Source organism: Priestia sp. 10L35, assembly GCF_056395685.1.
Genome location: NZ_JBFTKA010000002.1, coordinates 341,823 through 367,793, shown reverse-complemented (window position 1 = coordinate 367,793; position 25,971 = coordinate 341,823). Strand labels below are relative to the sequence as shown.

At 36.3% G+C, this 25,971-nt stretch carries 24 protein-coding genes, 1 tRNA gene and 1 riboswitch; of the genes, 19 read left to right on the top strand and 6 right to left on the bottom strand.

Going from position 1 to position 25,971, the window contains the following annotated elements; all coding sequences use genetic code 11:
- Positions 1–97 precede the first annotated feature (97 nt).
- Positions 98–877 (top strand): MBL fold metallo-hydrolase, encoded by a 780-nt coding sequence (locus AC1DEF_RS07870; RefSeq protein ID WP_097823382.1) that lies wholly within the window; start codon positions 98–100, stop codon positions 875–877.
- A gap of 81 nt (positions 878–958) precedes the next feature.
- On the opposite strand, the gene AC1DEF_RS07865 is transcribed toward AC1DEF_RS07870, so the two are convergent.
- Positions 959–1,762 carry an alpha/beta fold hydrolase gene (locus AC1DEF_RS07865; RefSeq protein ID WP_176521219.1) on the bottom strand — a complete coding sequence of 268 codons (804 nt, stop codon included), beginning with the start codon at positions 1,760–1,762 and terminating at the stop codon, positions 959–961.
- 334 nt (positions 1,763–2,096) lie between these two features.
- Between AC1DEF_RS07865 and trhO the strand changes: the two genes are divergently transcribed.
- The 6 genes from trhO (at position 2,097) to AC1DEF_RS07835 (ending at position 7,838) form a co-directional block, all read left to right on the top strand.
- Entirely contained in the window at positions 2,097–3,065 is a 969-nt protein-coding gene (gene trhO, locus AC1DEF_RS07860; protein ID WP_097823381.1) for an oxygen-dependent tRNA uridine(34) hydroxylase TrhO, read from the top strand.
- Positions 3,066–3,273: 208 nt separating this feature from the next.
- Positions 3,274–4,131 carry an SMP-30/gluconolactonase/LRE family protein gene (locus AC1DEF_RS07855; protein WP_097823380.1) on the top strand — a complete coding sequence of 286 codons (858 nt, stop codon included), beginning with the start codon at positions 3,274–3,276 and terminating at the stop codon, positions 4,129–4,131.
- A 224-nt stretch (positions 4,132–4,355) separates the two neighbouring features.
- Positions 4,356–4,718, top strand: a complete 363-nt coding sequence (locus tag AC1DEF_RS07850) for a group I truncated hemoglobin (protein WP_097823379.1) — start codon at positions 4,356–4,358, stop codon at positions 4,716–4,718.
- Positions 4,719–4,857: 139 nt separating this feature from the next.
- On the top strand, positions 4,858–6,294 hold the full coding sequence (gene hpaB / locus AC1DEF_RS07845) for a 4-hydroxyphenylacetate 3-monooxygenase, oxygenase component (RefSeq protein WP_097823378.1): 1,437 nt from the start codon (positions 4,858–4,860) through the stop codon (positions 6,292–6,294).
- Between the two features lie 148 nt (positions 6,295–6,442).
- On the top strand, positions 6,443–7,249 hold the full coding sequence (locus AC1DEF_RS07840) for a DUF817 domain-containing protein (protein WP_097823377.1): 807 nt from the start codon (positions 6,443–6,445) through the stop codon (positions 7,247–7,249).
- Positions 7,250–7,304: 55 nt separating this feature from the next.
- Complete coding sequence (locus tag AC1DEF_RS07835) at positions 7,305–7,838, top strand: tubby C-terminal domain-like protein (RefSeq protein ID WP_477727342.1); 534 nt, start codon at positions 7,305–7,307, stop codon at positions 7,836–7,838.
- Between the two features lie 56 nt (positions 7,839–7,894).
- Here the strand turns inward: AC1DEF_RS07835 and htpG are convergent, their stop codons facing one another.
- A complete protein-coding gene (htpG, locus tag AC1DEF_RS07830) occupies positions 7,895–9,772 on the bottom strand; it encodes a molecular chaperone HtpG (RefSeq protein WP_097823375.1) in 1,878 nt (625 codons plus the stop codon).
- A gap of 210 nt (positions 9,773–9,982) precedes the next feature.
- A riboswitch (ZMP/ZTP riboswitch) is annotated at positions 9,983–10,061 on the top strand.
- A gap of 168 nt (positions 10,062–10,229) precedes the next feature.
- Between htpG and AC1DEF_RS07825 the strand changes: the two genes are divergently transcribed.
- The 3 genes from AC1DEF_RS07825 (at position 10,230) to AC1DEF_RS07815 (ending at position 13,019) form a co-directional block, all read left to right on the top strand.
- Positions 10,230–11,429 (top strand): phosphoglycerate dehydrogenase, encoded by a 1,200-nt coding sequence (locus tag AC1DEF_RS07825; RefSeq protein ID WP_097823374.1) that lies wholly within the window; start codon positions 10,230–10,232, stop codon positions 11,427–11,429.
- Positions 11,430–11,561: 132 nt separating this feature from the next.
- Positions 11,562–12,014 (top strand): hypothetical protein, encoded by a 453-nt coding sequence (locus AC1DEF_RS07820; RefSeq protein WP_477727341.1) that lies wholly within the window; start codon positions 11,562–11,564, stop codon positions 12,012–12,014.
- 855 nt (positions 12,015–12,869) lie between these two features.
- Positions 12,870–13,019, top strand: coding sequence for a hypothetical protein (locus AC1DEF_RS07815; protein ID WP_013057122.1), 150 nt, complete (start codon positions 12,870–12,872; stop codon positions 13,017–13,019).
- A gap of 117 nt (positions 13,020–13,136) precedes the next feature.
- On the opposite strand, the gene AC1DEF_RS07810 is transcribed toward AC1DEF_RS07815, so the two are convergent.
- Together AC1DEF_RS07810 and AC1DEF_RS07805 are read right to left on the bottom strand one after the other, a co-directional pair.
- Positions 13,137–13,208: transfer RNA gene (locus tag AC1DEF_RS07810), tRNA-Ala, on the bottom strand.
- A 106-nt stretch (positions 13,209–13,314) separates the two neighbouring features.
- Positions 13,315–13,863: an HD domain-containing protein gene (locus tag AC1DEF_RS07805; RefSeq protein WP_043982544.1), complete on the bottom strand. Its 549-nt coding sequence runs from the start codon at positions 13,861–13,863 to the stop codon at positions 13,315–13,317.
- A 225-nt stretch (positions 13,864–14,088) separates the two neighbouring features.
- Between AC1DEF_RS07805 and AC1DEF_RS07800 the strand changes: the two genes are divergently transcribed.
- Together AC1DEF_RS07800 and AC1DEF_RS07795 are read left to right on the top strand one after the other, a co-directional pair.
- Positions 14,089–15,390 (top strand): GH25 family lysozyme, encoded by a 1,302-nt coding sequence (locus AC1DEF_RS07800; protein ID WP_057243558.1) that lies wholly within the window; start codon positions 14,089–14,091, stop codon positions 15,388–15,390.
- A 181-nt stretch (positions 15,391–15,571) separates the two neighbouring features.
- Positions 15,572–15,802, top strand: a complete 231-nt coding sequence (locus tag AC1DEF_RS07795) for a hypothetical protein (protein ID WP_016764194.1) — start codon at positions 15,572–15,574, stop codon at positions 15,800–15,802.
- Between the two features lie 157 nt (positions 15,803–15,959).
- Here the strand turns inward: AC1DEF_RS07795 and AC1DEF_RS07790 are convergent, their stop codons facing one another.
- Complete coding sequence (locus tag AC1DEF_RS07790; RefSeq protein ID WP_097823372.1) at positions 15,960–16,859, bottom strand: DMT family transporter; 900 nt, start codon at positions 16,857–16,859, stop codon at positions 15,960–15,962.
- A 135-nt stretch (positions 16,860–16,994) separates the two neighbouring features.
- On the opposite strand from AC1DEF_RS07790, the gene pdxR reads away from it, so the two are divergent.
- The 5 genes from pdxR to AC1DEF_RS07765 all read left to right on the top strand — a co-directional run bounded on the left by pdxR (position 16,995) and on the right by AC1DEF_RS07765 (position 23,149).
- A complete protein-coding gene (gene pdxR / locus AC1DEF_RS07785; RefSeq protein WP_477727340.1) occupies positions 16,995–18,428 on the top strand; it encodes a MocR-like pyridoxine biosynthesis transcription factor PdxR in 1,434 nt (477 codons plus the stop codon).
- Between the two features lie 511 nt (positions 18,429–18,939).
- Positions 18,940–19,572, top strand: coding sequence for a hypothetical protein (locus AC1DEF_RS07780; RefSeq protein WP_097823370.1), 633 nt, complete (start codon positions 18,940–18,942; stop codon positions 19,570–19,572).
- Positions 19,573–19,710: 138 nt separating this feature from the next.
- Positions 19,711–20,556: a DUF2971 domain-containing protein gene (locus AC1DEF_RS07775; RefSeq protein WP_097823369.1), complete on the top strand. Its 846-nt coding sequence runs from the start codon at positions 19,711–19,713 to the stop codon at positions 20,554–20,556.
- Between the two features lie 65 nt (positions 20,557–20,621).
- Positions 20,622–20,819, top strand: coding sequence for a ChaB family protein (locus tag AC1DEF_RS07770; protein ID WP_013083246.1), 198 nt, complete (start codon positions 20,622–20,624; stop codon positions 20,817–20,819).
- A 395-nt stretch (positions 20,820–21,214) separates the two neighbouring features.
- Positions 21,215–23,149, top strand: a complete 1,935-nt coding sequence (locus tag AC1DEF_RS07765) for an alkyl/aryl-sulfatase (protein WP_097823368.1) — start codon at positions 21,215–21,217, stop codon at positions 23,147–23,149.
- A gap of 9 nt (positions 23,150–23,158) precedes the next feature.
- On the opposite strand, the gene AC1DEF_RS07760 is transcribed toward AC1DEF_RS07765, so the two are convergent.
- Complete coding sequence (locus AC1DEF_RS07760) at positions 23,159–23,314, bottom strand: hypothetical protein (RefSeq protein ID WP_013083248.1); 156 nt, start codon at positions 23,312–23,314, stop codon at positions 23,159–23,161.
- Between the two features lie 188 nt (positions 23,315–23,502).
- Between AC1DEF_RS07760 and AC1DEF_RS07755 the strand changes: the two genes are divergently transcribed.
- Positions 23,503–24,795 (top strand): Glu/Leu/Phe/Val family dehydrogenase, encoded by a 1,293-nt coding sequence (locus AC1DEF_RS07755; protein ID WP_097823367.1) that lies wholly within the window; start codon positions 23,503–23,505, stop codon positions 24,793–24,795.
- 237 nt (positions 24,796–25,032) lie between these two features.
- Positions 25,033–25,593, top strand: coding sequence for a nitroreductase family protein (locus AC1DEF_RS07750; RefSeq protein WP_097823366.1), 561 nt, complete (start codon positions 25,033–25,035; stop codon positions 25,591–25,593).
- Positions 25,594–25,971: the final 378 nt, after the last annotated feature.

Sequence of the window (25,971 nt, the reverse complement as noted above, 5' to 3'; positions counted from 1 at the left end):
CTAGAAGGACAAATAAAAGAACGATGCAGAACAACATAGGACATTTCTTGAAATAAAAAGATAGACCTTTAGAAGAAAAAAAGGGGGAAACAGAGCAATGAATAAGCTTTTATTTTATGGGACGAGCGATGCTCAAGGAGTGCCTCGATTATTATGTGACTGTAAAGTATGTACACAAAAAGATCAATTAAATCAGCGCACAAGGCCTAGTGCACAGTTTACAATAGACGGTAACGTGTTTTTGATTGACGTATCACCTGATTTTAAGCATCAATTTCATTTATACAATAACAAAAAAATCCCTTCTACCGTTTTTATTACTCATCCTCACAATGACCATGTGGCTGGTTTAGGAGATTTAGCCGACTTATGCTATTGGAATAATGTAAATACAGAAGTCGTAGGAGCGCCTAAAGTCATCAGCGAGTTAATCGAAAGATTTCCTTATCTCGCAAAAAGAAAAGGGCTTACCTTTAAAGGAACGTTAAAATGGGATAGTGGAGAAACAACCATTACGTTTCATAAAGTAAATCACGGATTTAACGGTCATTCCTACGGCATTGTGGTTCATCAAAAACAAGGCGAACGCTGGGCGTATGTATCCGATTCTTTTAATGTGACAAAAGAACAGTGGCAGCCCTTTTACCACTTAGATTTACTGATATTTGGTACATCTTTCTGGAAAGAATATCTTCAAAAAGAAAAAAGATCCGTATATGACGTGACAGAGGCAATGGAGATCAAAGCGAAGCTACAGGCCAAAAACATGGTGTTTACTCATTTATCACATGATATTGATATCCAAAAGCACGCCGAGATGCTTTCAGATGAAAACGTAAGCTTTGCCTATGACGGACGCGAGATTTTATTACCCTAAAGCAATACATAAAGGCATAAAAGGTTTCATTTAACTTAAAGAAGCAGCGTAGCTAAAGCGCTGCTTCTTTAAGTTTGTAAATTAGATATGTTCGATAAAGTTGCTCACAACTTTGTTAAACCGATCGCTTTCTTCAAGAAAAGGGCAGTGGCAGCTGTTCTCAAAAACTTCAAGTACAGAACCTGAAACCAGCTTTTGAATATGTCTTCCAGCTGCTACCGGAATGAGCTTTTCTTCTTTTCCAAAGCACAGTAAGGTAGGGATTGCAATAAACGGGAGAAAATCTCGATAGTCCACAATGGATTGATCAAACAAAATAGCACTGGCTATCGACTCAGGCATTTTCGTTACTTCTTTCATAATCCAATGTCTATCTTCTTCAGTTAATTCATCCTTAAACATAAGCGGAATAAAATTTTCTAATGTACTTGTTCGATCAAGCTGAATACCCTGCATGAGCGAAATAAGCGCAGGTAAATCAAATGCACCGATCGGAAAGTCGGGCCATTTAAAATCTGAAGCCATTTCATCTACAATAATATTTCCTTTTACATTTTCTTGACCAAATTGTTTCAAATATTCCCACACAACAAAAGCACCCATCGACCAGCCTACTAATATGACGTCTTTTAATTGATGAGTGGTTATAAACTCATGCACATCATGAGCATAAGTGGAAATTGTATGGCCGTATGGAGTATGACTTGAATTTCCATGTCCTCTTAAATCCAAAAGAATAGTTTGATACTGTTTTGAAAAAAAAGAAAGCTGGTTATGAAAAAAACGACTGCTCATCCAAACTCCGTGAATGAAAATAATAGGTGTTCCTTCCCCTTGTTGTTCATAGTACAAAGTTGCACTGTCTTTTAATGTATAAAAAGGCATTATTTTCGCCCCCAATCTCAAAGATTTATATCTCATCATGTATGCGCGGGAAAATTCAGGTAGAACGTATCGCATCAATAAAATTTTTATTGAAGAACAAATCCTAGAAGTGGACGCTTTGATATGTTATACTATTACAGGCTTAAATACTGTATGTTTTTGAAACAATCATTCACTGTAATACTTTTTAGATAGAAGCATCCTCATAAAAAGGATGTTGTTTTTGTCGTAATGTACCTTTAAGTAATGAATTGTTAACATCAATTCGGTTCACAATAACCGACCTACATGCATTATATCTTGCAAATATAAACAGATAGGTGGAAGAAGCAACATGACTGAAAGAAAACCATATCAAGTACTACTATATTATTTGTACACTCCAATTGAAAATCCTGAAGAGTTTACAGCTCAGCACTTAGCATTTTGTAAAGAGCTTGAATTAAAAGGACGCATTTTAATTGCGGCTGAAGGGATCAATGGAACGGTATCAGGAACAGTTGAACAAACAGATAAATACATGGAAACGATGAAAAATGATCCTCGTTTTGAAGGTATTGGATTTAAAATAGACGAAGCAGATGAACATGCGTTCAAAAAAATGCACGTGCGTCACCGTAAAGAATTAGTAACTCTTCGATTAGAAGAAGATGTGAATCCTCTTCGCGTAACGGGTAATTACTTAAGCCCGAAAGAATTTTATCAAGCGATGCAAGATGAGAATACGGTCGTAATTGATGCACGAAATGACTATGAATACGATTTAGGTCATTTCCGAGGAGCTGTTCGTCCGGATATTCGAAACTTCCGTGAGCTTCCTGAATGGATTCGCGACAACAAAGATCAGTTTGAAGATAAAAAAATCTTAACTTACTGCACAGGCGGTATTCGCTGTGAAAAATTCTCTGGGTGGCTTCTTGAAGAAGGTTTTGAAGACGTAAGCCAGCTTCATGGAGGTATTGTAACATACGGAAAAGACCCTGAAGTACAAGGTGAACTATGGGACGGTCAGTGCTATGTATTTGATGAACGCATTAGCGTACCAGTTAACCAAAAAGAGCATGTGATTGTCGGAAAAGACCACTTTACCGGCGAGCCTTGTGAACGTTATGTTAACTGCGCAAACCCAGAATGCAATAAGAAAATCTTAGCTTCTGAAGAAAATGAACACAAATATTTACGCGCTTGTTCACATGAATGCCGAGTGAGCCCTCGCAACCGCTATGTAAAAGAACACGGTTTAACAGAAGAAGAGTTTGCAGCACGTGTTAAAGAGCTTGAAAAAGAACACGTAACTTTATAATAAAAAAAAGCAGCACGCTATACAAAGCGCGCTGCTTTTTTTATGAAAAAATTCTCTTAGAACCTGGTGTTTAAAGAATGTCATACAACGGGTATTTATGAAAAAGGAAAGATATTCCTAGCTTTTTTTATTTGTTTAAAAGAATATTTTTTTGAGAAAGCGATTATAAAAAAATGATTGTACATAAAAATGAAAAAGGAGCTTGAAAATGGAAGCAAAAATTGAAAAAAAGTACGATGGCCGTTTGCTTGAAGGACCCCTATGGGATGAAGAAAATCAAAAATTAGTGCTAGTAGACATCTTAGATAAAAAGCTTCTTACGTACGATCCAAAAACGACAACCTTAGAAGATATTGCTCTTCCTTCAGTCGTTACAAGTGTTTCTAAAACCAATCATTCAAAATTGATTGTCTCCACCCGTAATCAGCTGCTTTTAGTTGATAAAAACAAAAAGAATCATGAAGAGTATATCCGTTTAGATACTCTTGAAAAAACCATGCGTTTTAATGACGGGAAATGTGATCCATATAATCGCTTTTGGATTGGAACGATGAGTGAAGAAAATGAAGAAGGAAAAGCCCAGCTGTACGTAGTAGATGAAAAAGGTGTCATTAAGAGCGCTAAAGAAGGATTAAGCGTGTCAAACGGGCTAGCTTGGAATCGAACAGGAGACAAATTCTTTCTGGTTGATTCACCGAAAAATAAAATTATGTCTTATTCATTTTCGAAAGAAACAACAAGGCTCGAAGATGAAAAAGTGGTGATTGACCTTTCAGATATGGACGGGTTTCCTGATGGAATGACAATTGATGAACACGACCGATTATGGGTAGCGCTTTGGGGAGGTTCGAAAGTCATTTGTGTAGATCCAGATAAAGGAGAAATTATAGAATCTATTCATCTTCCTGTTTCCAATGTAACCTGCTGTACATTTGGAGGAGACGATTTACAAACCTTATTTATCACCACAGCTAAGGAAGAAGAAAAATACGAAGAAGCTGCCGGCTCTCTTTTTTCATGCCGAGTAGGAGTAAAAGGCGTGCCGGCTTATACTTACGTGTACTAGATAAGTGCTTATCAAAATGTAATGATTCCTAAAGCCCAGTAACGAAAGATGTTACATACAGCTTCTACAATTCCTTTACATTGTGTTCACTTCTTTACATTTTATTCTTTATGTGGAAGAGGAATAAAACATGGGGACAACGAATTTTCATAAAGAAGCCTTTTAAAGAATATGAACACTTCTATTGAGTAATAATGGGGAAAGGTACAAAAGGAGGAATTGTTTTGGAACAAACATTGTATGAAAAAGTGGGAGGACAAGAAGCTATTGAAAAAGTAGTTAATTATTTTTATTCTGAGCTCGTGTTAAAAGATGAAACGGTCAGTCACTTTTTCGAGCATACGGATATGGATAAACAGCGTCGACATCAAGCCAAATTTATAAGCTTTGCCTTAGGTGGACCGAATCAATATTCAGGAAAGTCGATGGCCAAAGCACATGCAAATATGAATATTCAACCCGAACATTTTAATGCAATTGCTAAGCACCTTCACGATGCACTTGCTCACTTTAATGTTGAAGAGCCGGATATTGACCAAGCATTAAATAAAGTTGAATCCCTAAGAAATGATATTCAATATAAATAAATTATAAAAAAGAAGGTTACTGTGACCTTCTTTTTTTGTGCTCAAAGCTGTGATGTATGAAGGAAACATGGAAAAGACATCGTAATATGATAAAAATGCAATAGGTAAAAATATTTATCGAAAGTCTGGGAGTGGGAGTATGTCAGCAATTAATGGGAAGCAATACGTAGAGAGAATTAATCAATTAAAAGCAAATGTATGGGTTGATGGCAAGCTCGTAACAGGCAATATATCAGAACATCCGGCTTTTAAAGGAGCCATTAACAGTCAAGCTAAACTTTATGATTTTCAGCATGATAAAAAAATTAAAGATATCATGACATACCAATCTCCGGATTCTGAGGATTTTTTTGGTACATCTTATTTACAGCCTACAACAAAAGAAGAGTTAAAAAAACGACGAGAGATGACTCAGCAATGGGCGCAATTAACCCATGGTATGATGGGAAGAACTCCGGATTATATGAATACCGTATTGATGGCTTTTGCATCCTCTGCAGAACTCCTGAGAGGAACAGAAAACTGCTTTCCTGAAAACATCATTTCTTATTATGAATATGTAAGAGAGCACGATTTATCGCTCACTCATACATTCATCGATCCTCAAGTCAATCGAATCCAATTTTATTACGAGCAAAACGACGAACCGATAGCAGCAAAAATAGTTGATAAAAATAATGAGGGAATCGTTATCCAAGGCGCGAAACTGCTTGCTACACAGGGTGGAATGACGGATGAGCTGCTCGTACTGTCTTCAGCGGGCATTCAAGGAAAAGAAAAAGGATTTGCTTTTTCGATTCCAAGTAATACAAAAGGAATTAAATTTATTTGTAGAGAATCATTTACAGGAAAAGATTCGGCGTTTGATTATCCATTAAGTTCTAGATTTGAAGAAATGGATACAATTGTTGTCTTTGACCATGTATTAGTACCATGGAACCGCGTGTTTTTCTATGAAAATGCAGACGTATCAAATACATTCCTTGCTTCTAGTTCCTTCTCAGCTTTTGCTCTGCATCAGGTAACTTCAAGGAGAATTGTCAAAACAGAGTTTGTATTAGGGATTGTACAATCTCTGATCGAAACCATTAACATTATAGACTATCCGCATGTACGAGAAAAAGCAACGGAGCTTATTATTGCGTTAGAAACGATGAAAGCTCTCGTAATGAAAGCAGAAGAAGAAGCGGAGATTGATCTATGGGGATACATGCGTCCAAATGAAACTACACTTCGTATTGCCGCAAATATATTTTCAAAAACATATCCTACCTTTACAGAGATTATCCAGCTTTTAGGTGCAAGCGGACTAATGGCAATACCAACAGAAAATACGTGCCGCTCATTGGTTAAAGAAGATATTACGCGTTATTTGCAAGCTAAATCGAGAGGGGCAGAAGATCGAATTAAGCTTTTTCGACTAGCGTGGGATTTAACTATGAGTCCGTTTGGCACAAGAGAAACACTGTATGAACGTTTTTTCTTTGGAGAGCCTGTACAGTTAACCAGTTATCTGTACTTATCTTATGATAAAGAGCGCTATGTACAGAGAGTAACCGATTTTTTGAAAAGTTAACGGAGAAAACGATTCTCCGCTGGGTATGATAGTTTCGTTACAAAAACAGCGGAGATGCTTATTGAATAAATTTTAAAAATCTGCAATAATTTTCAAGGAATCATTTCTGTGAAAATACTAAGGAATACTATAAAGATAGGATGTTACAATGAAGCAATTAATCTATTTTGGTTTAGAACAAGCAAAATCTTGTGTTTTTCCTGTTATCATTTTTCTTACGTTGGCTATGACAAAAATAATTGAAGTACCGTTTATTTCTAGATATGACCTTATTTTATTAGTCTGTCTAGGAACTCAAGTTTTAATGGTGATGTTTAAACGAGAAACGCTTGATGAAGTAAAAGTCATCGCAGTATTTCATTTAATTGGACTAGCGTTAGAACTCTACAAAGTTCATATGGGCTCATGGAGCTATCCAGAAAAAGCTTTCACTAAAGTCTGGGGAGTTCCGCTGTACAGCGGATTTATGTATGCTAGTGTAGCCAGCTACATGTGCCAAGTGTGGAGAAGGCTTGAATTAAAGCTTACGAATTGGCCTTCTACGTGGATTGTCAGTATACTAAGTATGGCTATTTACCTTAATTTTTTCACGCATCATTTTATTTATGACTTCCGCTGGTTTTTAAAACTTTTTACTTTACTTATTTTTTATCGAACTTTTGTATATTTTACGGTTAACAAACGTACATATCGCATGCCTTTAGTATTGTCTTTTGTACTGATTGGCTTTTTCATTTGGATCGCTGAAAATATCGCAACATTTTTTGGAGCATGGCAGTATCCAGATCAACAGCAGCAGTGGACAATGGTTCATATAAGTAAAATTAGCTCTTGGCTTCTTCTTGTGATTGTTAGTTTCTTGATTGTTGCTTTACTAAAGCATTTAAAAGAAAATCAAAGCCAATTTAAACAAAGAAAGAAATTAAAAGAAATAAACGAAATATATGAAAGATAGAAACATAACTATGTACACGCTGTTAATATGAAGTGCAGAACCTTTGGAGGCTTATATGCAAGAATATATTTTTTATCTTCCCTATTTTAAATCAGCGGGGAAGACCATAGCAGTTACAAATGAAAATGGAGAAAACGTCGGACAGCTTAAGAGAATGCATAAAAATATGTGGACGAAAAGTATTGATTTTTTAACTCGTGATGGACTTCCTGTTTTAGATTCTATTTCTTGGTTTCCTATCTTCTCCTGCGGCTTAAAGGTACATTTACAAGTTCAATGGGAAGAAAGAACGGTGCTTATTGATCACGTGGAAAAACATCGGTGGGTGATAAAAGAAAATGGAAAAACAGTGGGGTATTTATTAGGTAAAGGAATAATTAAAAACGAAGGCAAACAAGAAATTAGATGGGGAAATAACGTCTACATGTTAAGCAGTCATGAAGCTGTAGAGGAAGCGTGTATTTTTAATCAAAAAAGAGAAAAAGTCGCAGAGTTTAAATCAGACCTTTTTCATTTTAAAGAAGGCAAACACTCAATAAGAGTAACAGAAGAACTGCCCGTACCCATTTTATCGCTTCTTACTATATAACTACTTTTATTATGCCATACATATAATCAGGCGCAGAATCATTCTGCGCCTGATTTTTATATCATGATTTTACAAATATCATTTGTGAATTCAACGGGATCACTAATAGATAAGCCTTCAATTAGAAGAGCTTGGTTATATAATAAATTTGTATAAAGGTCTAATTTCCCTTTATCATTTTCAAATGCATCTTTTAAAGAAGCGAATACATCATGATGTACGTTAATTTCTAACACTTTTTCTGCTTTTACATGCTGATTGTCAGGCATAGCACTTAAAATTTTCTCCATTTCAATCGTTACTTCACCATCAGCTGATAAGCACACGGGATGTGTTTTTAAACGTTTAGACGCGCGGACATCTCCTACTTTTCCCGCCAAAGCTTTCTTCATATAGTCAAATAGCTCTTTATTCTCTTTTTCCTCAGACTCATTGAGCTGTTCTTCTTCTGATTCAATCCCTAAGTCACTGCTTGAAACAGATTTAAATTCTTTTTCTTCATACGTCATTAACATTTTAATCGCAAATTCATCGATATCTTCTGTGAAATACAGAATTTCGTACCCTTTATCTGCAACCAATTCTGCTTGAGGAAGCTTTTCAATTCGGTCGTACGATTCGCCTGATGCATAATAGATATACTTTTGATCCTCAGGCATGCGCGATACATATTCGTCTAGTGTTACGAGCTTTTTCTCTGTAGAAGAATAGAATAAAAGCAGGTCTTTTAATACGTCTTTGTTGCTGCCAAAGTCACTGTAAACACCGTACTTCAGCTGGCGGCCAAATGATTCATAAAACTTCTCGTACTTTTCACGTTCGTTTTTAAGTAAGCTTTTTAATTCATTTTTGATTTTCTTGCCGATGTTTTTGGCAATCAGCTGAAGCTGTCGGTCTTGCTGCAAAATTTCACGTGAAATATTAAGAGATAAATCTTCAGAATCTACCATACCTTTTACAAAGCTAAAGTAATCCGGAAGAAGATCTGCACATTTATTCATAATTAAGACGCCGTTTGAGTAGAGTTCAAGTCCTTTTTCAAATTCTTTTGAGTAGTAATCAAACGGACTATTTTCTGGAATAAATAAAATAGCATTGTAGCGAATCGTTCCATCCACATTAATATGAAGGTGAGTGAGCGGTTTATCAAATCCGTAGCGCTTTTCTGAATAAAACTGCTCATAGTCTTCTGAAGTCAATTCGTTTTTATTTTTCTTCCAGATCGGTACCATACTGTTGATAACTTGCTCTTCTGTATAATCTTCTAGCTCGTTATCAGAACCTTCTTTAGGACGTTTTTCCGTTATGTCCATTTTAATTGGGTAGCGGATAAAGTCTGAATACTTTTTAATAATCTCTTTTAAACGATAATCTTCTAGATACTCATCATATGTTTCATCTTCTGTATTTTCTTTAATTTTTAAAATAATTTGAGTCCCAACCGTTTCTTTTTCGCACCGCTCGATTGTATAACCATCAGCACCAGTAGATTCCCATTTATAGGCTTCATCGTTGCCTAACGCTTTACTAATCACGGTCACGACATCTGCCACCATGAACGCTGCGTAAAACCCAACGCCGAATTGGCCGATAATTGTGTGCCCGTCCTTTGTTTCATTTTCGTTTTTAAACGCAAGGGAACCGCTTCGCGCAATTGTGCCCAAGCTGCTTTCAAGCTCTTCTTGCGTCATGCCAATTCCAGTATCCGTAATGGTTAAGGTACGGTTAGTTTTATCTGGTGTTACTTTTATGTAATAGCTTTCTTTGTTAAAACGCAAGGAGTCGTCTGTTAAGGCTTTGTAATAAATTTTATCGATTGCATCACTTGAATTTGATAGAAGTTCTCTCAAAAATACTTCTTTTTGAGAATAGATGGAATTAATCATCATCTCTAATAATCGCTTTGATTCGGCTTTGAATTCTTTTTTTGACATAAGAAATTCTCCTTTCCAAATAGGGCTTATAAAACAATTAGCACTTGAGTTGATAGAGTGCTAATCACTCTTCTTATTTAACATGTATTAGGGTATTTGTCAATATATTAGGAGATTCGCTAAAGAGATTAAAAATTAGACTGAAAAAAGCAAACTTTTAAAAAAAGGTTGAACGTTCTGAAAGAGTTTGCTAGAATATACTTAATTTCAAAGACTATATGTGACTGGCGAAACGCGGATAACCGTGAGGAAGCATATAGTGACGTAGCCGTTCGCCTGGGCAGAGGTAAGGGATTAATACATATCTCTTACCTCTTTCTGTTTAGGGGGAGAGGATATAGAAGTTATCACATATGTAGGCTAAAAAACCAGACTTTTTAAAAAATTAAAAATGAAGTTCCTTTATCCAAAGGTAAAAACATGTAAAACTACGATGATAATCAGAGGAGAGTACAAAATGAGCACATTAACATTAAAAAAAGTACAAACAATCAAAACATTAAACAACATTGCACAAAAAGGTCTAAATGTTTTTAATCAAGAAGGTTATCAAATTGACAACGACAGCGAAAATCCAGATGCGATTGTCGTGCGTAGCTTTAACATGCACAGCATGGCATTTGACCAAAATTTAAAAGCTATTGCACGAGCTGGAGCAGGGGTTAATAATATACCGGTGGACGCTTGCACGGAGCAAGGTATCGTTGTATTTAATACGCCAGGAGCTAATGCAAACGCAGTAAAAGAAATGGTTTTAACTACAATTATGGCTTCTTCTCGTAACTTATTTGCTGGAGTTGAATGGACAAAAGGATTGGATGGCCAAGGTGATCAAATTCCTAAGTTAGTTGAAGCAGGTAAAAAACAGTTTGTTGGAAAAGAAATCAAAGGTAAAACGTTAGGCGTTATTGGTTTAGGTGCAATTGGTGCTCTTGTAGCAAACGATGCGCTTGATTTAGATATGGACGTAATTGGTTTTGATCCATTCATTTCTGTTAATACAGCTTGGAATTTGTCTCGCAACGTACAGCGTGCAATGTCTCTAGAAGAACTATTTGCAGCATCTGACTATATTACGGTTCACGTTCCATTAACGGACGATACAAAAGGTGTTTTCAATAAAGAAACGTTTAGCATCATGAAACCGGATGTTCATATTTTGAACTTCTCACGCGGTGAGCTTGTAAACGAAGAAGATATGAAAGCTGCTCTTGAAAGTGGAAAAGTTGGAAGATACATTACAGATTTCCCAAATCAAAATGTCTTGAACATGAAAAATGTTGTGCCAATTCCTCACCTAGGGGCATCAACTCAAGAATCAGAAGAAAACTGTGCGGTAATGGCAGCACGTCAAGTGAAAAATTTCTTAGAAACAGGAAACGTTAAAAACTCAGTGAATTTCCCGAATGCATCTCTTCCTTACACTGGGAAAAAACGCGTAGCTGCTTTCCATCATAATGTGCCGAATATGGTAGGACAACTTACGCAAGTATTCTCAAACTACAATTTAAACATCGCAGATATGGTGAACAGAAGCCGCGGTGAATATGCGTATACAATGATCGATATTGACAATCAAGTAAGTGACGAGATTGTGCCTGAGCTAGAAGAAAAAATCGGTCAAATTGAAGGAATTATTACAAGTCGTATTATCTAATTTGGTTCCCGTCATATTTTAGTGTTACAGCCCTAACTTAGAAAAGTTAGGGCTGTTTTTACATGGTGTTTACCTCATATCAATTCCTTCATTCTCATAGCATATAGAAATACCTTTAAAGAGGTGAACGTTTTGTCCGGAGAACTGATAGGAATTTTGATAGGGTCGCTCATCGCGCTGGCAGGAACATTCATTACGTCTGTCGTAGCTATAGTGATGTCGAAAGAGCAATACAAACAAGAGATTCGCAAAGCATTTATCCAAAAGAAAGTTGATGCCTATACCCATGTGTGTCAAGTTATTCTAGCTATAAAAAACGATTTACTTACAAAAACTGTTTCTTCAGCCAGCTTAAACTGGACGGCTCAATCTATTAACAAACTAGCAGATGTGTGTATTACGGAAGGGCTATGGATCGATGAAGAAGACAGCAAAAAGCTGGAGGTTCTGCAGAAGCAGCTTTCAAAATTTGTATTTGATGAAATAGAACTGTCTAAACATGATATTCTCACAGCCTGTTATGAAATTGTTGAATATTGTGAAAAAAAGGTAAGGATTCTTCATTCTATGACTACAAAAGAATAGGTGATTACTACTTTAAGAAGTGATAGTAGAAGTATTAAAAAAGCATCGGTCTTAACGATTGTATAAGAAGTGTATGAGCTATTTCATATTTCATACAGTTCTTAACAAACAGTAAGTGTTTATGAAAAGAACTTTGCAGCAGCATACAAAGTTCTTTTTTTATAGCTTGCGTTTTTTCGTTTGATTGTGGATATCACCCAAGAAAAACAAAGCAAGCAAAAGGATAATTCTAACTACACAAGCCATTTGAATGGTATTTAAGGATGTTGATAACTAAGGGATTAAAGCGATAATACATAAAACTAAGCTACCTAGTACAATAGCAAAACGAATAACGAATAACAAAGACGACTGTTATAGAACGAATGCCACATACAGCTGATATACTAATCACTTCTTTGTAGAATGAAATAACTTTTTTGTCCAGGGGATAAGCATGCTTAACATCTCACGTTAATGTCTACATTCACATTATCTTAAGTTTCAATTCATACTGGCTTCATATAAATTAATCATACTGAATGTATTAATGAAAGATATGAGGTGGAACAATGTTAAAAAAGCTTGTTAAACTATTTACACAAGAAACCGAGATATCTAAAGATAAAGAAGTAGATCTCCACGAAGAGAACGATTTTAACGAAGTTTGTGATGATCATTTCATTATAGATGAGTATTAGAAACCCTATAAAATGCTGCGAAATTTAAAGAATTGATTGAGTATATCCGTATAACCAGTAATTGCACAAGGGTCGTAAAGGTATACTTTTACGGCCGATTAATATTGATGAATTGCTTTTTATATGAAACAATGTGAAAAAAATGGGCATCCTAGAAGCAAAAGGAGGGGATAGAATGGGCAAAGAACCAAATGATGAAACAAGTGAAGGGCTGAATCAGCTTTTTGAAATCATCAATGCAAAAGGCGACGAGGGTGAACTTAGAGAAATTGTCAGCAGGAGCAGTGAAAAGAATAATCATAAAAATCATGAGGATCAATCGTAAAAAGAAAATAAAAAACCTCTTCATGGAAATCATGAAGAGGTCAGATGAAATAGTATTGCAACCATTCCATCCTGCAGAGTTTTAAAGCGTTTTAAACTCTTGATACGACTGGTTTTATGGAACTGATGGGATTCGAACCCACGACCCCTTGTCTGCCAGACAAGTATTCTCCCACTGAACTACAGTCCCGATTATGTAGAGCCTTTATTGCGTGTTGACTCTACTATATTTTAATACGTATGCAGCGCGTTCGCAATAGTTATTTTCAGTGTTTTCTAATTTCTTCATATGAATATTAACTTCTAAAAAAATCGTTTACTTCTTGTTTATACGTATAAAAAAAACTTGGGATTTGGCTTGGTTCCAATCCTTGTGCAGCGTATTTGCTGATGGATTCGTAGTACCATTTCTGCTTTTCGAATCCTCTTTTAAAGCTATTCCAAATCGTATCTCCTTGCTGATCGTAGCTTTCTTTTAAAGACCGTAAATTGTCTAATTTATCTGCTACAATTAAAGATTTCACTTCAAGAGAACCAGTTTTCACAATTTGAATTGTGTGCTGTTTACGTTCTTCCCAGCTTTTTGATTTGTTTTCTGTATGAGCTTCAACAATCCCCGCTACCTCTAAACCAAATCTTTGTACAATTTCTTCGAGTGTTACACTTGTATCTTCTACAGCATCATGCAGATAAGCTGCTGCAATTACTTCTTCACTAAAACCTGCTTTTTCTAAAATAGTACCTACGTTAATAGGATGAACAATATAAGGTGTATCGGACAGCTTGCGCATTTGGCCGCTATGAGCGTGTTCTGCATATCTACGTGCTTCTTTTATTAAAGACATCATATTCCTCCACTTTTTATTCAGTATATCTTCATATTATTAGTATAAACGAATATAGCTCTCCTCACTTTATAAAATTGCACAAATTCATTTCTTATAATAAGGGAAGGCTACCAAGATCCCTTCTTAGTGTAGTTTTTTTATAAAGCCTAATATCTATTTAATAGGCCTGTATCAGTTGCCATTTCCTTTTTTATTCATAGTTTGTATGAAGGAGTGATAGCAATGCAAAACCGTAATAATCAAAATATTAAGGTCATTGATGTTTCTCATCACAACGGAACAATTGATTGGGCAAAAGTGGCGTCGGATGGTGTAAAAGGCGCGTATATTAAATTAACAGAAGGTACAACCTTCTTAGATAAAAAATCATATGATAATTATATAGGTGCAAAAAATGCAGGTCTACGTGTAGGCTTTTATCACTTTGCTCATGCTGATAATGATCCCATTGCAGAAGTTAATTTCTTTTTAAATAAATTAGGCAGCATGAAGGTTGATTTGCCTCATTGCTTAGATTTGGAAGAGAATAAAGGGAAAACAAAAGCGCAGGTCACAGCCTTTGCAGTCAGATGGATGGAGTATATTGAAAGGAAAACAAGCATTACGCCTATTCTTTACACGGGGTATAGTTTTATTAAATCCAATTTTACAAGCGCCGTGGCAAGATATCCGCTATGGATAGCTCGTTACAGTGGAAGTAACCGTTCTAAGGGATTCGTTAACCCAGGTGATACGGCGATTTGGGATAGATGGTCTATGTTTCAATATACAGATCAAGGAAAAGTAAACGGGATTAAAGGCAATGTTGATATCAATGAAATGGATCTGGATTTCTTTAATAGTATTAATACAGGCGTGACGGTGGTGGAAAATAATAAGCCATCAGCACAATTGCAGCAAGGTGATAGCGGACTAGCTGTAAAAGAACTGCAGCAAAACTTAATTAGATTAGGATTTGAACTTTCCCAGCAAGGAACCGATGGTCAATATGGCAGCGAAACTGTTGCAGCTGTTAAAGCTCTTCAAGAAAAGTATGGATTAACGTCAACTGGAAAAGCTGATGAGACAACATTAGCTAAAATGATGGAATTGCTTAAGGGTGTAAGTAATCCTGTCGAAGAATCATTACCAAAGGTTACTTCACTCGGAGATAAATATTCTTTTCAAGTAAAAGCGAAGAAGGATATTGGAGTCTACAAATATGCGAATGTAACAGAGAATTTTAGAACTATAAAAAAAGGCACAGTATTTAGCGTATATGGGTATACCAATGCAGCATGGGCTATTCCAGGCGGATTTGTGCAAATGAAAGACGTAGAACCTATCCCAATTACAATTAAAACAGGCGGATTAAGTAAAGACATGGAAACAGAGTTTCGTGCTTTCTTAAAAAATGAAGGAATCGACAGTGAATTACACGTACATGCAATAGGTAATCCGTCCGCTGAACTTACCGCAGCTGGGCTGGATTTTGTAAAAGTTAAACAGTTTTTAGATAAAAAAGGCTGGTACTACAAGCAATAAACTCCCGCTCCGAAAAGCGGGGGTTTATTTTGGTATTTTGTAAAAAAAGAATAGCAGAGATGAATTAAGTAATTAAAATATGTTCTAAATAACAAATTAGGTGGTAACAAAAAAGTTTCTATGTATAGTTCACCTCTAACAGTCATATTTTTAGTCAACGGCTCATGGAGGGTGAATGAATATGAAAAATACGCAGATTCGAATTGAAACACTATCCTATCACTATGAAAGTATTATGGTGAATGATGAAGTAGAGCGTGCGATAAAAAGTATCGAAGTGACGTATCGAGCATATAAACATAACCACGTTTTAAACGGACATGTAGTACTTTCAGGAGAAGAGATTTACGATCTTCAGCAGCTGACTCACGCAGTGGCTGGAAAAATAAAAGCAGAATTAGAAACTACATAAAAAAGCGCCTTTCTTTAAATCTTAAACCAAGATTAAAGAAAGGTGCTTTTTTATTAATTATTAATTAAACTGCAAAAAGAAGAAATTAAAGTATGTTCTAAATAAAATATATAGATAAAAAACATAGCCTATAAGAGAATTACTTAAATCGTACACATTATCTTTGTATTGTGAACTTTGTCTCTTTTGCCACTACTTTTCTTTTACTATGTGTAAGCAACACGCCGCATAACGTAATGATGCTTCCAACAATGGAAGCTGCACTCGGGATATCTTTTAAAAGCAGCCACGCTAAGAAAAAGGACAGCGCAGGAGTTAAGTAAAGAGAAATGGCAGCCTCAGCAGAACCTATACGCGATGTCAGATAAGCGAGTACCATATAGGGAATAACGGTTGGAAATAATCCTAAATATGTCACGCTTATTGCTGATCTGACAGAGATATGTGCAAGTTCTGTTTCTAACCCAGGTAAAAAAACAAGCATAGAAATTGTAGCCCCCCAAATACTGTACGTCACAAAAGAAAGGAAACCATACTTTTTTAATAAATTTTTTTGACATACTATATAGATGCTTTCTGCAAGGGCAGCTAGCAGAATCAGTAAGATTCCATTAACTGAGTGTACAAAATTCTCTTTGCTCAAGGTTAAAAGTGCAATACCCGCAAAGCTTACTGCAGATCCAATCCATTTTCTTTTTCCGAACTCCTCCTGAAAAAGAAAAATAGCTAAAAGCGAAGAAAAAATAGGAGTAGTCGAGACCAGTAAACTCGCAATACCCGCACTCACCGTTTTTTCTCCAATGTTTAATGCCGTGTGATATACGGTAAAACCTAAAAAACCGAGTGCTAAAAGAAGTGGAATATCTTTTATATCAGGCAAGCACATGCGTGTGGCTATTGCAATAACTAACAGCACTAAAGAAGCAATACTTAACCGAACAAAAGCAAGGTGCTGAGGAGAAAACGATTCCAGCCCTATTTGAATAACTGGAAATGCTGAAGCCCATAAGCTAATCATCAGTATATGTAAGAACACCAAACTAAACGTTAATTTCATGCTATTCATCTCCATTTTTCATTTTGAATCCAACCAGTATCTATTGTGGTTCCCATGTTAATAAACATTTGATAAAATGTCTTCAACCAGTTTAAAAGCAATTAACCCAACCACTTTAAAAACAGGAGTAAGTGTATGAATCAAGAGAACAGTTCGAGTTATCCAAAATACAAGCAAATCATTGATTTTATGAAAGAGAAAATTGCGCGTGGAGAATGGCCGATTGGAAGTGAAATTCCTAGTCAGCGAAAGCTTGCTGCTATGTTCGATGTTAACCGAAGTACGGTCATCACGGCATTAGAGGAATTAACAGCGGACGGTTTAATTGAAGGTAAGATGGGAAAGGGAACAATCGTTATAAATAATACATGGACACTTTTGGCTACGGCTCCGCCCGATTGGAATGTTCATGTGAAATCAGGTATGCATCGTCCGAGTCAAGCAATGGTACAAGATATTAATGAATCCGAATTTAACTCAAACCTTATTCAATTAAGCAAAGGAGAGCTTTCACCTGACATATTCCCTAAAGATAAAATGAAATACGCTATGGAAAAAGTAGCAAAAAACATGGAAGTTCTGGGATACGAAGAACCAAAGGGGTATTTTCCTTTACGAAAAGAGTTAAGTACGTATATGAAAACAATGGGGGTTGAATCTTCTCCAGATTCTATTTTAATTGTTTCCGGCGCTCTTCAAGCTCTTCAGCTTATTTCAATTGGACTGCTGCAAAAAAACTCTTCGGTTTTGCTAGAAAAACCTTCTTATCTATACTCCTTACATGTATTTCAATCAGCCGGAATGAAACTCAAAGGTCTCTCTATGGATGAGGAAGGAATAAAAGTAACAGCTATAAAACGCGCTGACCCTCAAGAAGGGCAAGCTATTTTATATACAAATCCATGTTTCCATAACCCAACGGGAACATTAATGTCCTCAAAAAGGCGTTACGATTTGCTGAAAGAATGTGAGGAACATCAGCTTCCTATTATTGAAGATGATTTATACCGCGAATTATGGCTAAATAAACAGCCTCCGTTGCCATTAAAAGCTTTAGATAAAAATGGACACGTGTTATATGTTAGCAGTCTTTCTAAAACATTAAGCCCGGGATTACGTATCGGATGGATAGTCGGCCCAGAACCAGTCATTGAGCGTTTGGCGGATATTAAAATGCAAACGGATTATGGATCCAGCTCATTGTCTCAAAGAGTGGCAGCAGAATGGTTTAAAAATGGCTTATATCAACAGCATATGGAAACGGTACGAACCGAATTGCGAACAAGAAGAAAAGTTATGCTGAATGCTTTAGAAACATATGCAGGAGATGTAGCGACATGGACGAATCCTGAAGGAGGCTTTTTTATATGGGTGCATATTCAACCTTCTATTTCAATGAAATCTTTATACTCTCGTGCTTTAAAAAGAGGAATATTGCTTAATTCCGGAAGTATCTATGCACAAGAAACCGGCAGTTATCTTCGGCTTTCTTACGCCTATGCTTCTTTACCAGATATCGATAGAAGCATTAAAATTATTGCTGAACTTATTCGGGAATTGCAAGTATAATAAAAAGGAGTAGTGGATTACCCACTATTCCTTTTTATTTGTATCAAACTCTTCTTCCTATAAAAAACTCCAAGTAACAACTGACTATATATTCCCGTCTATAAATACATGTTATCTTTTATGACAAAAATAAGTTAAGAAGACTTTTAATTTGCTTTCTGTATGTTTTACATATAAATCGTGAATGGTTTTAACTACGTAATCATTATCAAACATTTTCAACACCTCAATTATTGTTAAGTTTCCTGTTTGTTATAGTTTATGAAATAATCAGAAGCATATCATCCGCCATCAGCTGTAACTTTGCGGTTCATCTTTTACAACTAAAGGCTGAAATGTACGCTCATGATTGAACGCACGAATAACAGGATATGCAAAAAAATGAAAAGTGTGCACGTTTTGTTTTAAAAAAGCTATATCTTTAAAAAAAGAAAATTGTCACACACATTTATGAATATGTATCTACTAAGTAAGAAGACTTTTTTAGTTGGTGGGATTGAAGGTGAAAAAGATGGATGAATTATTTAAAGATCTTGATGTGTACAGGACGCAAGAGGAAATGAAGCAGTATTTTGAACATACGCAGAAAATGATTCATCAAAACAGAGAATATATAAAATTAGCTCGACTTAAAAAAGGGCGTTTCAAAAAGTTTTTTGAAGAGTTTTATCCGCTTTATTGCTTCAGCCAATCTTCCTATTGTCCGAGGAATTCAAAATTGAAGCTTATTATTGGAAGTCAAGGATACGACGGATTAATTCTTCAGCCGGATGGTACTGAAAAACGAATTGAAATTACTTCTTACAAAGATGGGAAACTGGAATTTGAAGATGCACAGAGGGTGAATTCAGGAAATTTTGCTCCACCCCGTATCCAGACGGAAGGTTCTGTAGAAGAGTATATAGAAAAAGTGCTAGAAAACATCCAAAAAAAGAGCAAAAAAGATTACAGTGGAGCATCCATTCTATTTGTTGTACACACGTTTCATTATTTTGAAGCCTACGGAAAAAGTTCAGCTGCCTTTATTCGTGCCTTAAAAAAAGAAATGAAGAATACTGATTTTCGAGCGGATAAAATTTATTTATTGGAATTAAATCAGCCAGAAAGTGAAAGTGTTAAGCAAAATATTCATTTCATTAAATAAGAAGACACGCTGCAGATGTTGAGGCGTGCCTTCTTTTCTGATAACAGAACTCTCCTAATACAGGTGGATAATTTTGAAAATTACAACAATTAAGTGCTATAATTCAAGTGTGAATATGCATTCAGAGGAGGAAAACCAATGGATTTAGCTTATAGAGATAAAGCTTACGAATATGCCAAAAGATTCGAATCTAGCTATGACGATTATGATGAACGCTATAAGGTGCACAATAATCCGACGGTGTGGCGATTTATGCCGCTGTCTGATTTTCAAGATTTACTGGAAACCAATGCGCTTTTTTTTGCAAAACCTGATGCATTTTCGGACCCTCTTGAAGGATGCTCTTCAATGTGGAACATAGAAGAGTTAAGAAAAAAAGGCGAACGTCATAACCGTACCTCTAGAACCTATATAAGAAAAATCCATGAATTTTCTGCTGTTTCATCCTGGCATATCAATGATTACGAAGCCGCTGGAATGTGGAATCTATATTTAAAGGGGAATGATGGCGTAGCTATTAAAACCACCTATGAAAATTTATTGTGCAGTATTAAAGATTTACGCTATAAAATCTTCTCTGGCAAAGTGCAGTACATAGACTTCCAAAAAGAAATGGTTAGTCACTCTGTATATGACACGTTATTTTACAAGCGCAAATCCTATCAGCATGAAAATGAATTGAGGCTTGTTATTGTAGCAAGTTGTATACACGCTTGGAAGCTGCAAAAGCTGTTCGAAATTCAAGGTATTTCCGCAAATCAATGGCAACAACGAATGGATATCCTTGAAAAAAGATCGTATGAGTTTTCTCATGAGCATGGTAACCTCCTTACATGTAATTTACATCAGCTTATCAATGAAATTTACGTATCACCAAGAAGCGCTCAAAGCTGTGTAGATGAAGTAAAAGCCCTTGCTAAAAAACACGGACTCGCTTATAAAAAGGTCACTCAGTCCGACTTGTATAAGGACTATATTTATTAAATGTTTATGTTATTTGAAAACAGGTAAATCAGTAGTAAAAGATGTTTTCAAGGAGGAATACTATCATGCCTTACAATTCATTAAAAGAACTGCCGGATGGAGTAAGAGATAATCTTCCTCATCATGCTCAGGAAATTTATAAAGAAGCATTCAATTCAGCAAGTGATGAATACAAAGAAGAAGCTACCGCTCACAAAGTCGCTTGGAACGCGGTGAAAACGAAGTACAAAAAAGATGATAATGACAACTGGGTGAAAAAATAGAGACAAAAGAGCCTAACCATAATGGATTTATTATTTTTTGAAAAAATCTCCCAATCAGGTTTCAATTATTTTTTCGAGGGTATACACTCTATGTAAGGCCAATACAAGAAAGGAGAGACTGTACACATGCATTGTTTTACAGCGACTTCAAGAAACGTATTGAGCACCTTAGAAGGAAGATTTGTTTTGATTACAAAAGGCACATTGGTAAACAATCGTTATACTAAGTGCTAGGCTGTCTAATTCAGACAGAATACTCGACTATTCAAACATGACATTCAGTATAAAAAAGAAGATGCGTGCTAAGCGCATCTTCTTTTTTGTTAACTCTATTTTCCCTCCCTTTTTGTACTTCGTCTCATTTTTACGCATAAAGTAATAAAAAGGAGGGGGTTATGCTGTTTGATTATGAACAGGAGTTAACGATTCACCGAAAAGATGCTACTCAAAAGACTGCAGCGACTAATGCTGATACTTATAAAAACATAGACTGGGAACAAGTGAAATTAGAACAAAATCTTGCTGATTACCAAGCTCTTGTACGCGTACCTTTTCCTCTGATTTTCAAAAAAAATCAGCTGTATCCTGTATGGGATTTAAGAAAGTACGCTTTTTTATTTGAACAATCTACACCTGCTACTGTCCACCCTAAACTGTGGGAACAAGGAAAATTAAATGTACAAGCCGGCTTATATCAAGTAACTGAAAATATCTTTCAAGTAAGAGGCTTTGATATGGCTAATATTACATTTATTAAAGGGAAAACGGGATGGATTGTTATTGATTGCTTGACGTCAAGAGAAACAGCAGAAGAAGCACTTAAACTAGTAAACCAGCACTGGGGGAAGCGTCCTGTTAGAGCCGTTATCTTCTCACATTCACATATAGACCATTACGGTGGAGTTTTAGGAGTATTACCTGACTCAACACAAAATAAAACTAGTAAAGTTTATGCTCCTGCTGGGTTTATGGATGCGGTTATCGATGAAAACGTCACGGCGGCAACAGCAATGACACGAAGAAGTCAATATATGTACGGTATTCAACTGCGACGCGATGAAAAAGGCTTAATTGACAACGGTATCGGAAAAGAAATTTCATTTGGAACAATCACGCTTATTAAAGGCATAGAAGAAATCCGTCCTTCCGAACATCATTCTTATGTAAGTAAGAAAATTGACGGCGTCTCATTTCAGTTTCAGCTTACGCCAGGAACGGAAGCGCCTGCTGAAATGAACATCTATATTCCTAGTGAAAAGTCTCTGTGTATTGCAGAAAACTGTACGGCCACTCAGCACAACATCTATACGCTCAGAGGAGCAAAAGTAAGAGACGCAGCAGCATGGGCAAGATACTTGCAGCAAGCAATCGATTTATTTGGCCAAGAACTAACAACTGTATTTGGGGTACATAATTGGCCAAGGTTCGGAAACGAGTCGTGCATCACATATATCGAAAATCAACGAGATGTTTATCAATATATTAATGATCAAACATTAAGGCTCATGAATCAAGGATATACCATTGATCACGTCGGCCGAATGATGAAGCTCCCAGAAATCCTATCTCACGAGTGGTATACCAACGGTTTTTATGGAACGGTTAACCACAACGCAAAAGCGGTTTATCAGCGCTATATGGGCTGGTATAACAGCAATCCTGTCGATTTAAATAAACTGTTTCCTGAAGAGTCAGCTAAGAAGTATGTAGAGTATATGGGGGGAGCGGACAACATTGTCAAAAAAGCGCAGCGTTGTTTTCAACAAGGCGACTATCAATGGGTAGCTGAAGTGACCAAACAAGTTATTTACGCTGATCCTCACCATGTAAAGGCAAAACTTTTATGTGCAGACGCGCTTGAACAATTAGGGTATATAGCGGAATCCGGCCCTTGGCGAAATGAATATTTAACAGGAGCCAAAGAACTTCGTTTAGGTAATATACCGCTGCCTGCCAACATTATCACAAAAGAAGTATGGGATACACTTCCTTTAAAAAATATTTTAGAACTATTTAGCATTCGCGTAGATGGATTAAAGGCAGGTGCATGTAACTATCGTCTATTGTTTGTCATACCAGATCGTAATGAAGTAGCTCTCACAGAATTTAAGCATGGAATCTTTAGGTATCTCGGAGATACGCGAAAGAAAGCTGAGGTGACGGTAACGATGTGGCAAGATACCTTATATCGACTCACAACTACAAATGATCACTCTTATAGCTCGGTCATATTTGTTCAAGGAGATAAATCAAAATGGGATTTCTTTTTGTCTTGTCAGGATTCTATCGATCCAAACTTTAACATTGTGACACCTGTTTCTAAAAAATAGAGCATCTGATTACAGCTCAGAAAGCACATCGTTGACTTTTTGTTCAAAGCAGCTGTCGCATGTGAATATTTCTTTTTCTTGAAAAGATGTTAGCCTTTCTCCGCAGATGGAACAGCATTCTATACAGTGATTGTTTCGCTCTTGTTCTTTTCTTTCATGTAACATAGCACTTTCCTCCTTTGCGGTATAAATAGTTTGTCTTATTTCTTTAAGTATATACTAATATCAGCCTATGCAGGGAATATAAGGCTTGCTAATAGAGATTATTTATAATATAAAAGCGTTGCAAACTGGCACAGGAATTGCATGTTAAATCGTTGAGAAAATTCAATGATTAATATGGGGTGAACAGAATGTCCATTACAAAAACAGCTAGTGAATTAAAAAGAGAACAGCAGCAAGAACAGGAATCACTTAATTTATTTTTATCTACTCAAACAGTTATTCAAGAAGCGCTTCAAAAGCTAGGCTATGGTGAAGAAGTATACCATTTATTGAAAGAACCGCTGCGCATGATGACGGTTCGCATTCCGGTTAAAATGGATAACGGATCGGTAAAAGTATTCACCGGCTACCGCTCTCAACATAATGATGCTGTCGGGCCTACTAAAGGAGGAGTACGTTTTCATCCTGAAGTAAATGAAGAGGAAGTGAAGGCATTATCCATTTGGATGAGCTTAAAATGCGGCATTGTCGACCTTCCGTACGGCGGCGGTAAAGGCGGAATTGTATGTGACCCAAGAAACATGTCTTTTGGTGAACTAGAACGACTCAGCCGCGGCTATGTAAGAGCCATCAGTCAAATAGTTGGGCCTACTAAAGATATTCCTGCACCGGATGTCTATACAAACTCTCAAATTATGGCATGGATGATGGATGAATATAGCCGACTGCGTGAGTTCGATTCTCCTGGTTTTATTACCGGAAAACCTATCGTACTCGGAGGATCTCAAGGACGCGAAACTGCAACGGCTAAAGGAGTAACCATTTGTATAGAAGAAGCTGTTAAAAAGAAAAACCTTAACTTGCAAGAAGCGCGAATTATTATTCAAGGATTCGGAAATGCCGGCAGTTTTCTCGCTAAGTTCATGCATGATGCAGGAGCAAAAGTAATTGGCATTTCAGACGCATACGGAGCTCTTTATGATCCGCTTGGTCTTGATATTGATTACCTGCTTGATCGACGCGACAGTTTTGGTACCGTAACAAATTTATTTACCAATGTGATGACAAACGAAGAACTATTAGAAAAAGAATGTGATATTTTAGTACCTGCAGCCATTTCGAATCAAATTACGGTTCGCAACGCTCATCGCATTAAAGCTTCTATTGTAGTAGAAGCAGCGAACGGACCGACTACGCTTGAAGCTACGCGCATTTTAGATGAAAAAGGCGTACTTTTAGTGCCAGATATTTTAGCGAGTGCTGGAGGCGTAACGGTTTCATACTTCGAATGGGTGCAAAATAATCAAGGATACTACTGGTCTGAAGAGGAAGTAGCTTACAAATTACGCAAGGTAATGGTAGATTCATTTGAAACGGTCTATCAAATCTCTCAAGAAAATGACGTAGATATGAGGCTTGCTGCTTACATGGCAGGAATCAAAAAATCAGCTGAAGCTTCTCGTTTCCGCGGGTGGGTATAAGATGAAAAAACGATTTGGACTCTATGTTCCAAATCGTTTTTTTATTTGACAAAACTGCCAAATAATTAAAAGAAAACCCGCTAAAAAAACAAACACGCTTAAAAAATTGGCATATTTATTTATCGTTACCTAAGTAATAATCAAAACATTTGACAGTGAGAATGATTTTCAATTATTCTATATTCAAGACAAATACATACTTATAATAAATTGAATGTAGAAAAGGAGATAGAAAGCATGAGCGTATTAGATATTATTAAAGCTAGAAGAACGATTGGGGCCATGCAAGACAAAGACGTATCAGAAGATGCTATTAACCTTATGTTAGAAGCCGGCACTTGGGCTCCTAACCATAAAAAGACAGAGCCTTGGAAGTTCCGCGTGTTTACAGGGGATTCACGCGTTCGTTTAGGAGACGAAATGGAACGTATTATGAAACAAAAAACTGCTCAATTAAGTGAAGAAGAAGCGTTGAAAAAAACAACAAAAGCAAAAAAAGGACCGCTTCGCGCTCCTGTCATTATTGCTGTAGCAGTAAGTCCTTCTGGTAAAGTGCCTGAAATTGAAGAAATCTCTGCCGTAGCGGCAAGCATACAAAATATGCTATTAGTAGCGGAAGAACAAGGTTTGGCTACAATTTGGAGAACCGGTGAAATTGTCTATCAGACAGAACTGAATGACTTTTTATCTCTAGAAGACGGAGATAAGCTCTTAGGCTTAATTTACGTCGGACATCCTAATAAAGAAGCTTCATCAAAACGTATTCCATATCAAGATAAAACGATTTGGTATCGTTAAAAGGTTATTCTCGTGTTTCTATAAATAAAAGGCAGCAGCTCATAAGTTGAGCTGCTGCCTTTTTTATTGTTTTCGAAAAGTGGCATTAAGTTGCGCTTTTATTAGCTTACCTGCAGCAGTTTTTTTAGTATCTTATGGATAACTTCTCTGGTTTCCGTAACTACTAGTAAAAGCAAAATAGGAATTGTCTGTGTTCAGTCTTCTTTCCGAAGACCAAAATAATAGGTACATGCCAAACCGAAGATAATGGGCGGCAAAAGAAAGACAATCATTTAACGGTCACCATTTTTTGTTTTTCTTGTAAATAATTAAAACTTTTTTACCTATTTTCTTCAAAATGTAAAACTATTCCTGTTTTGAAACGTACTAGATATAGTA

Bases quoted from the DNA above. Each gene is read 5' to 3' on its own strand.
- AC1DEF_RS07755 (WP_097823367.1), top strand. From the start codon at position 23,503: ATGTCCATTACAAAAACAGCTAGTGAATTAAAAAGAGAACAGCAGCAA.
- AC1DEF_RS07750 (WP_097823366.1), top strand. From the start codon at position 25,033: ATGAGCGTATTAGATATTATTAAAGCTAGAAGAACGATTGGGGCCATG.
- AC1DEF_RS07790 (WP_097823372.1), bottom strand. From the start codon at position 16,859: ATGAAATTAACGTTTAGTTTGGTGTTCTTACATATACTGATGATTAGC.
- htpG (WP_097823375.1), bottom strand. From the start codon at position 9,772: ATGTCAAAAAAAGAATTCAAAGCCGAATCAAAGCGATTATTAGAGATG.
- AC1DEF_RS07855 (WP_097823380.1), top strand. From the start codon at position 3,274: ATGGAAGCAAAAATTGAAAAAAAGTACGATGGCCGTTTGCTTGAAGGA.
- AC1DEF_RS07770 (WP_013083246.1), top strand. From the start codon at position 20,622: ATGCCTTACAATTCATTAAAAGAACTGCCGGATGGAGTAAGAGATAAT.
- AC1DEF_RS07780 (WP_097823370.1), top strand. From the start codon at position 18,940: ATGGATGAATTATTTAAAGATCTTGATGTGTACAGGACGCAAGAGGAA.
- AC1DEF_RS07840 (WP_097823377.1), top strand. From the start codon at position 6,443: ATGAAGCAATTAATCTATTTTGGTTTAGAACAAGCAAAATCTTGTGTT.
- AC1DEF_RS07775 (WP_097823369.1), top strand. From the start codon at position 19,711: ATGGATTTAGCTTATAGAGATAAAGCTTACGAATATGCCAAAAGATTC.
- AC1DEF_RS07835 (WP_477727342.1), top strand. From the start codon at position 7,305: ATGCAAGAATATATTTTTTATCTTCCCTATTTTAAATCAGCGGGGAAG.
- AC1DEF_RS07795 (WP_016764194.1), top strand. From the start codon at position 15,572: ATGAAAAATACGCAGATTCGAATTGAAACACTATCCTATCACTATGAA.
- AC1DEF_RS07760 (WP_013083248.1), bottom strand. From the start codon at position 23,314: ATGTTACATGAAAGAAAAGAACAAGAGCGAAACAATCACTGTATAGAA.
- AC1DEF_RS07800 (WP_057243558.1), top strand. From the start codon at position 14,089: ATGCAAAACCGTAATAATCAAAATATTAAGGTCATTGATGTTTCTCAT.
- hpaB (WP_097823378.1), top strand. From the start codon at position 4,858: ATGTCAGCAATTAATGGGAAGCAATACGTAGAGAGAATTAATCAATTA.
- AC1DEF_RS07815 (WP_013057122.1), top strand. From the start codon at position 12,870: ATGGGCAAAGAACCAAATGATGAAACAAGTGAAGGGCTGAATCAGCTT.
- AC1DEF_RS07825 (WP_097823374.1), top strand. From the start codon at position 10,230: ATGAGCACATTAACATTAAAAAAAGTACAAACAATCAAAACATTAAAC.
- pdxR (WP_477727340.1), top strand. From the start codon at position 16,995: ATGAATCAAGAGAACAGTTCGAGTTATCCAAAATACAAGCAAATCATT.
- trhO (WP_097823381.1), top strand. From the start codon at position 2,097: ATGACTGAAAGAAAACCATATCAAGTACTACTATATTATTTGTACACT.
- AC1DEF_RS07765 (WP_097823368.1), top strand. From the start codon at position 21,215: ATGCTGTTTGATTATGAACAGGAGTTAACGATTCACCGAAAAGATGCT.
- AC1DEF_RS07805 (WP_043982544.1), bottom strand. From the start codon at position 13,863: ATGTCTTTAATAAAAGAAGCACGTAGATATGCAGAACACGCTCATAGC.
- AC1DEF_RS07870 (WP_097823382.1), top strand. From the start codon at position 98: ATGAATAAGCTTTTATTTTATGGGACGAGCGATGCTCAAGGAGTGCCT.
- AC1DEF_RS07865 (WP_176521219.1), bottom strand. From the start codon at position 1,762: ATGCCTTTTTATACATTAAAAGACAGTGCAACTTTGTACTATGAACAA.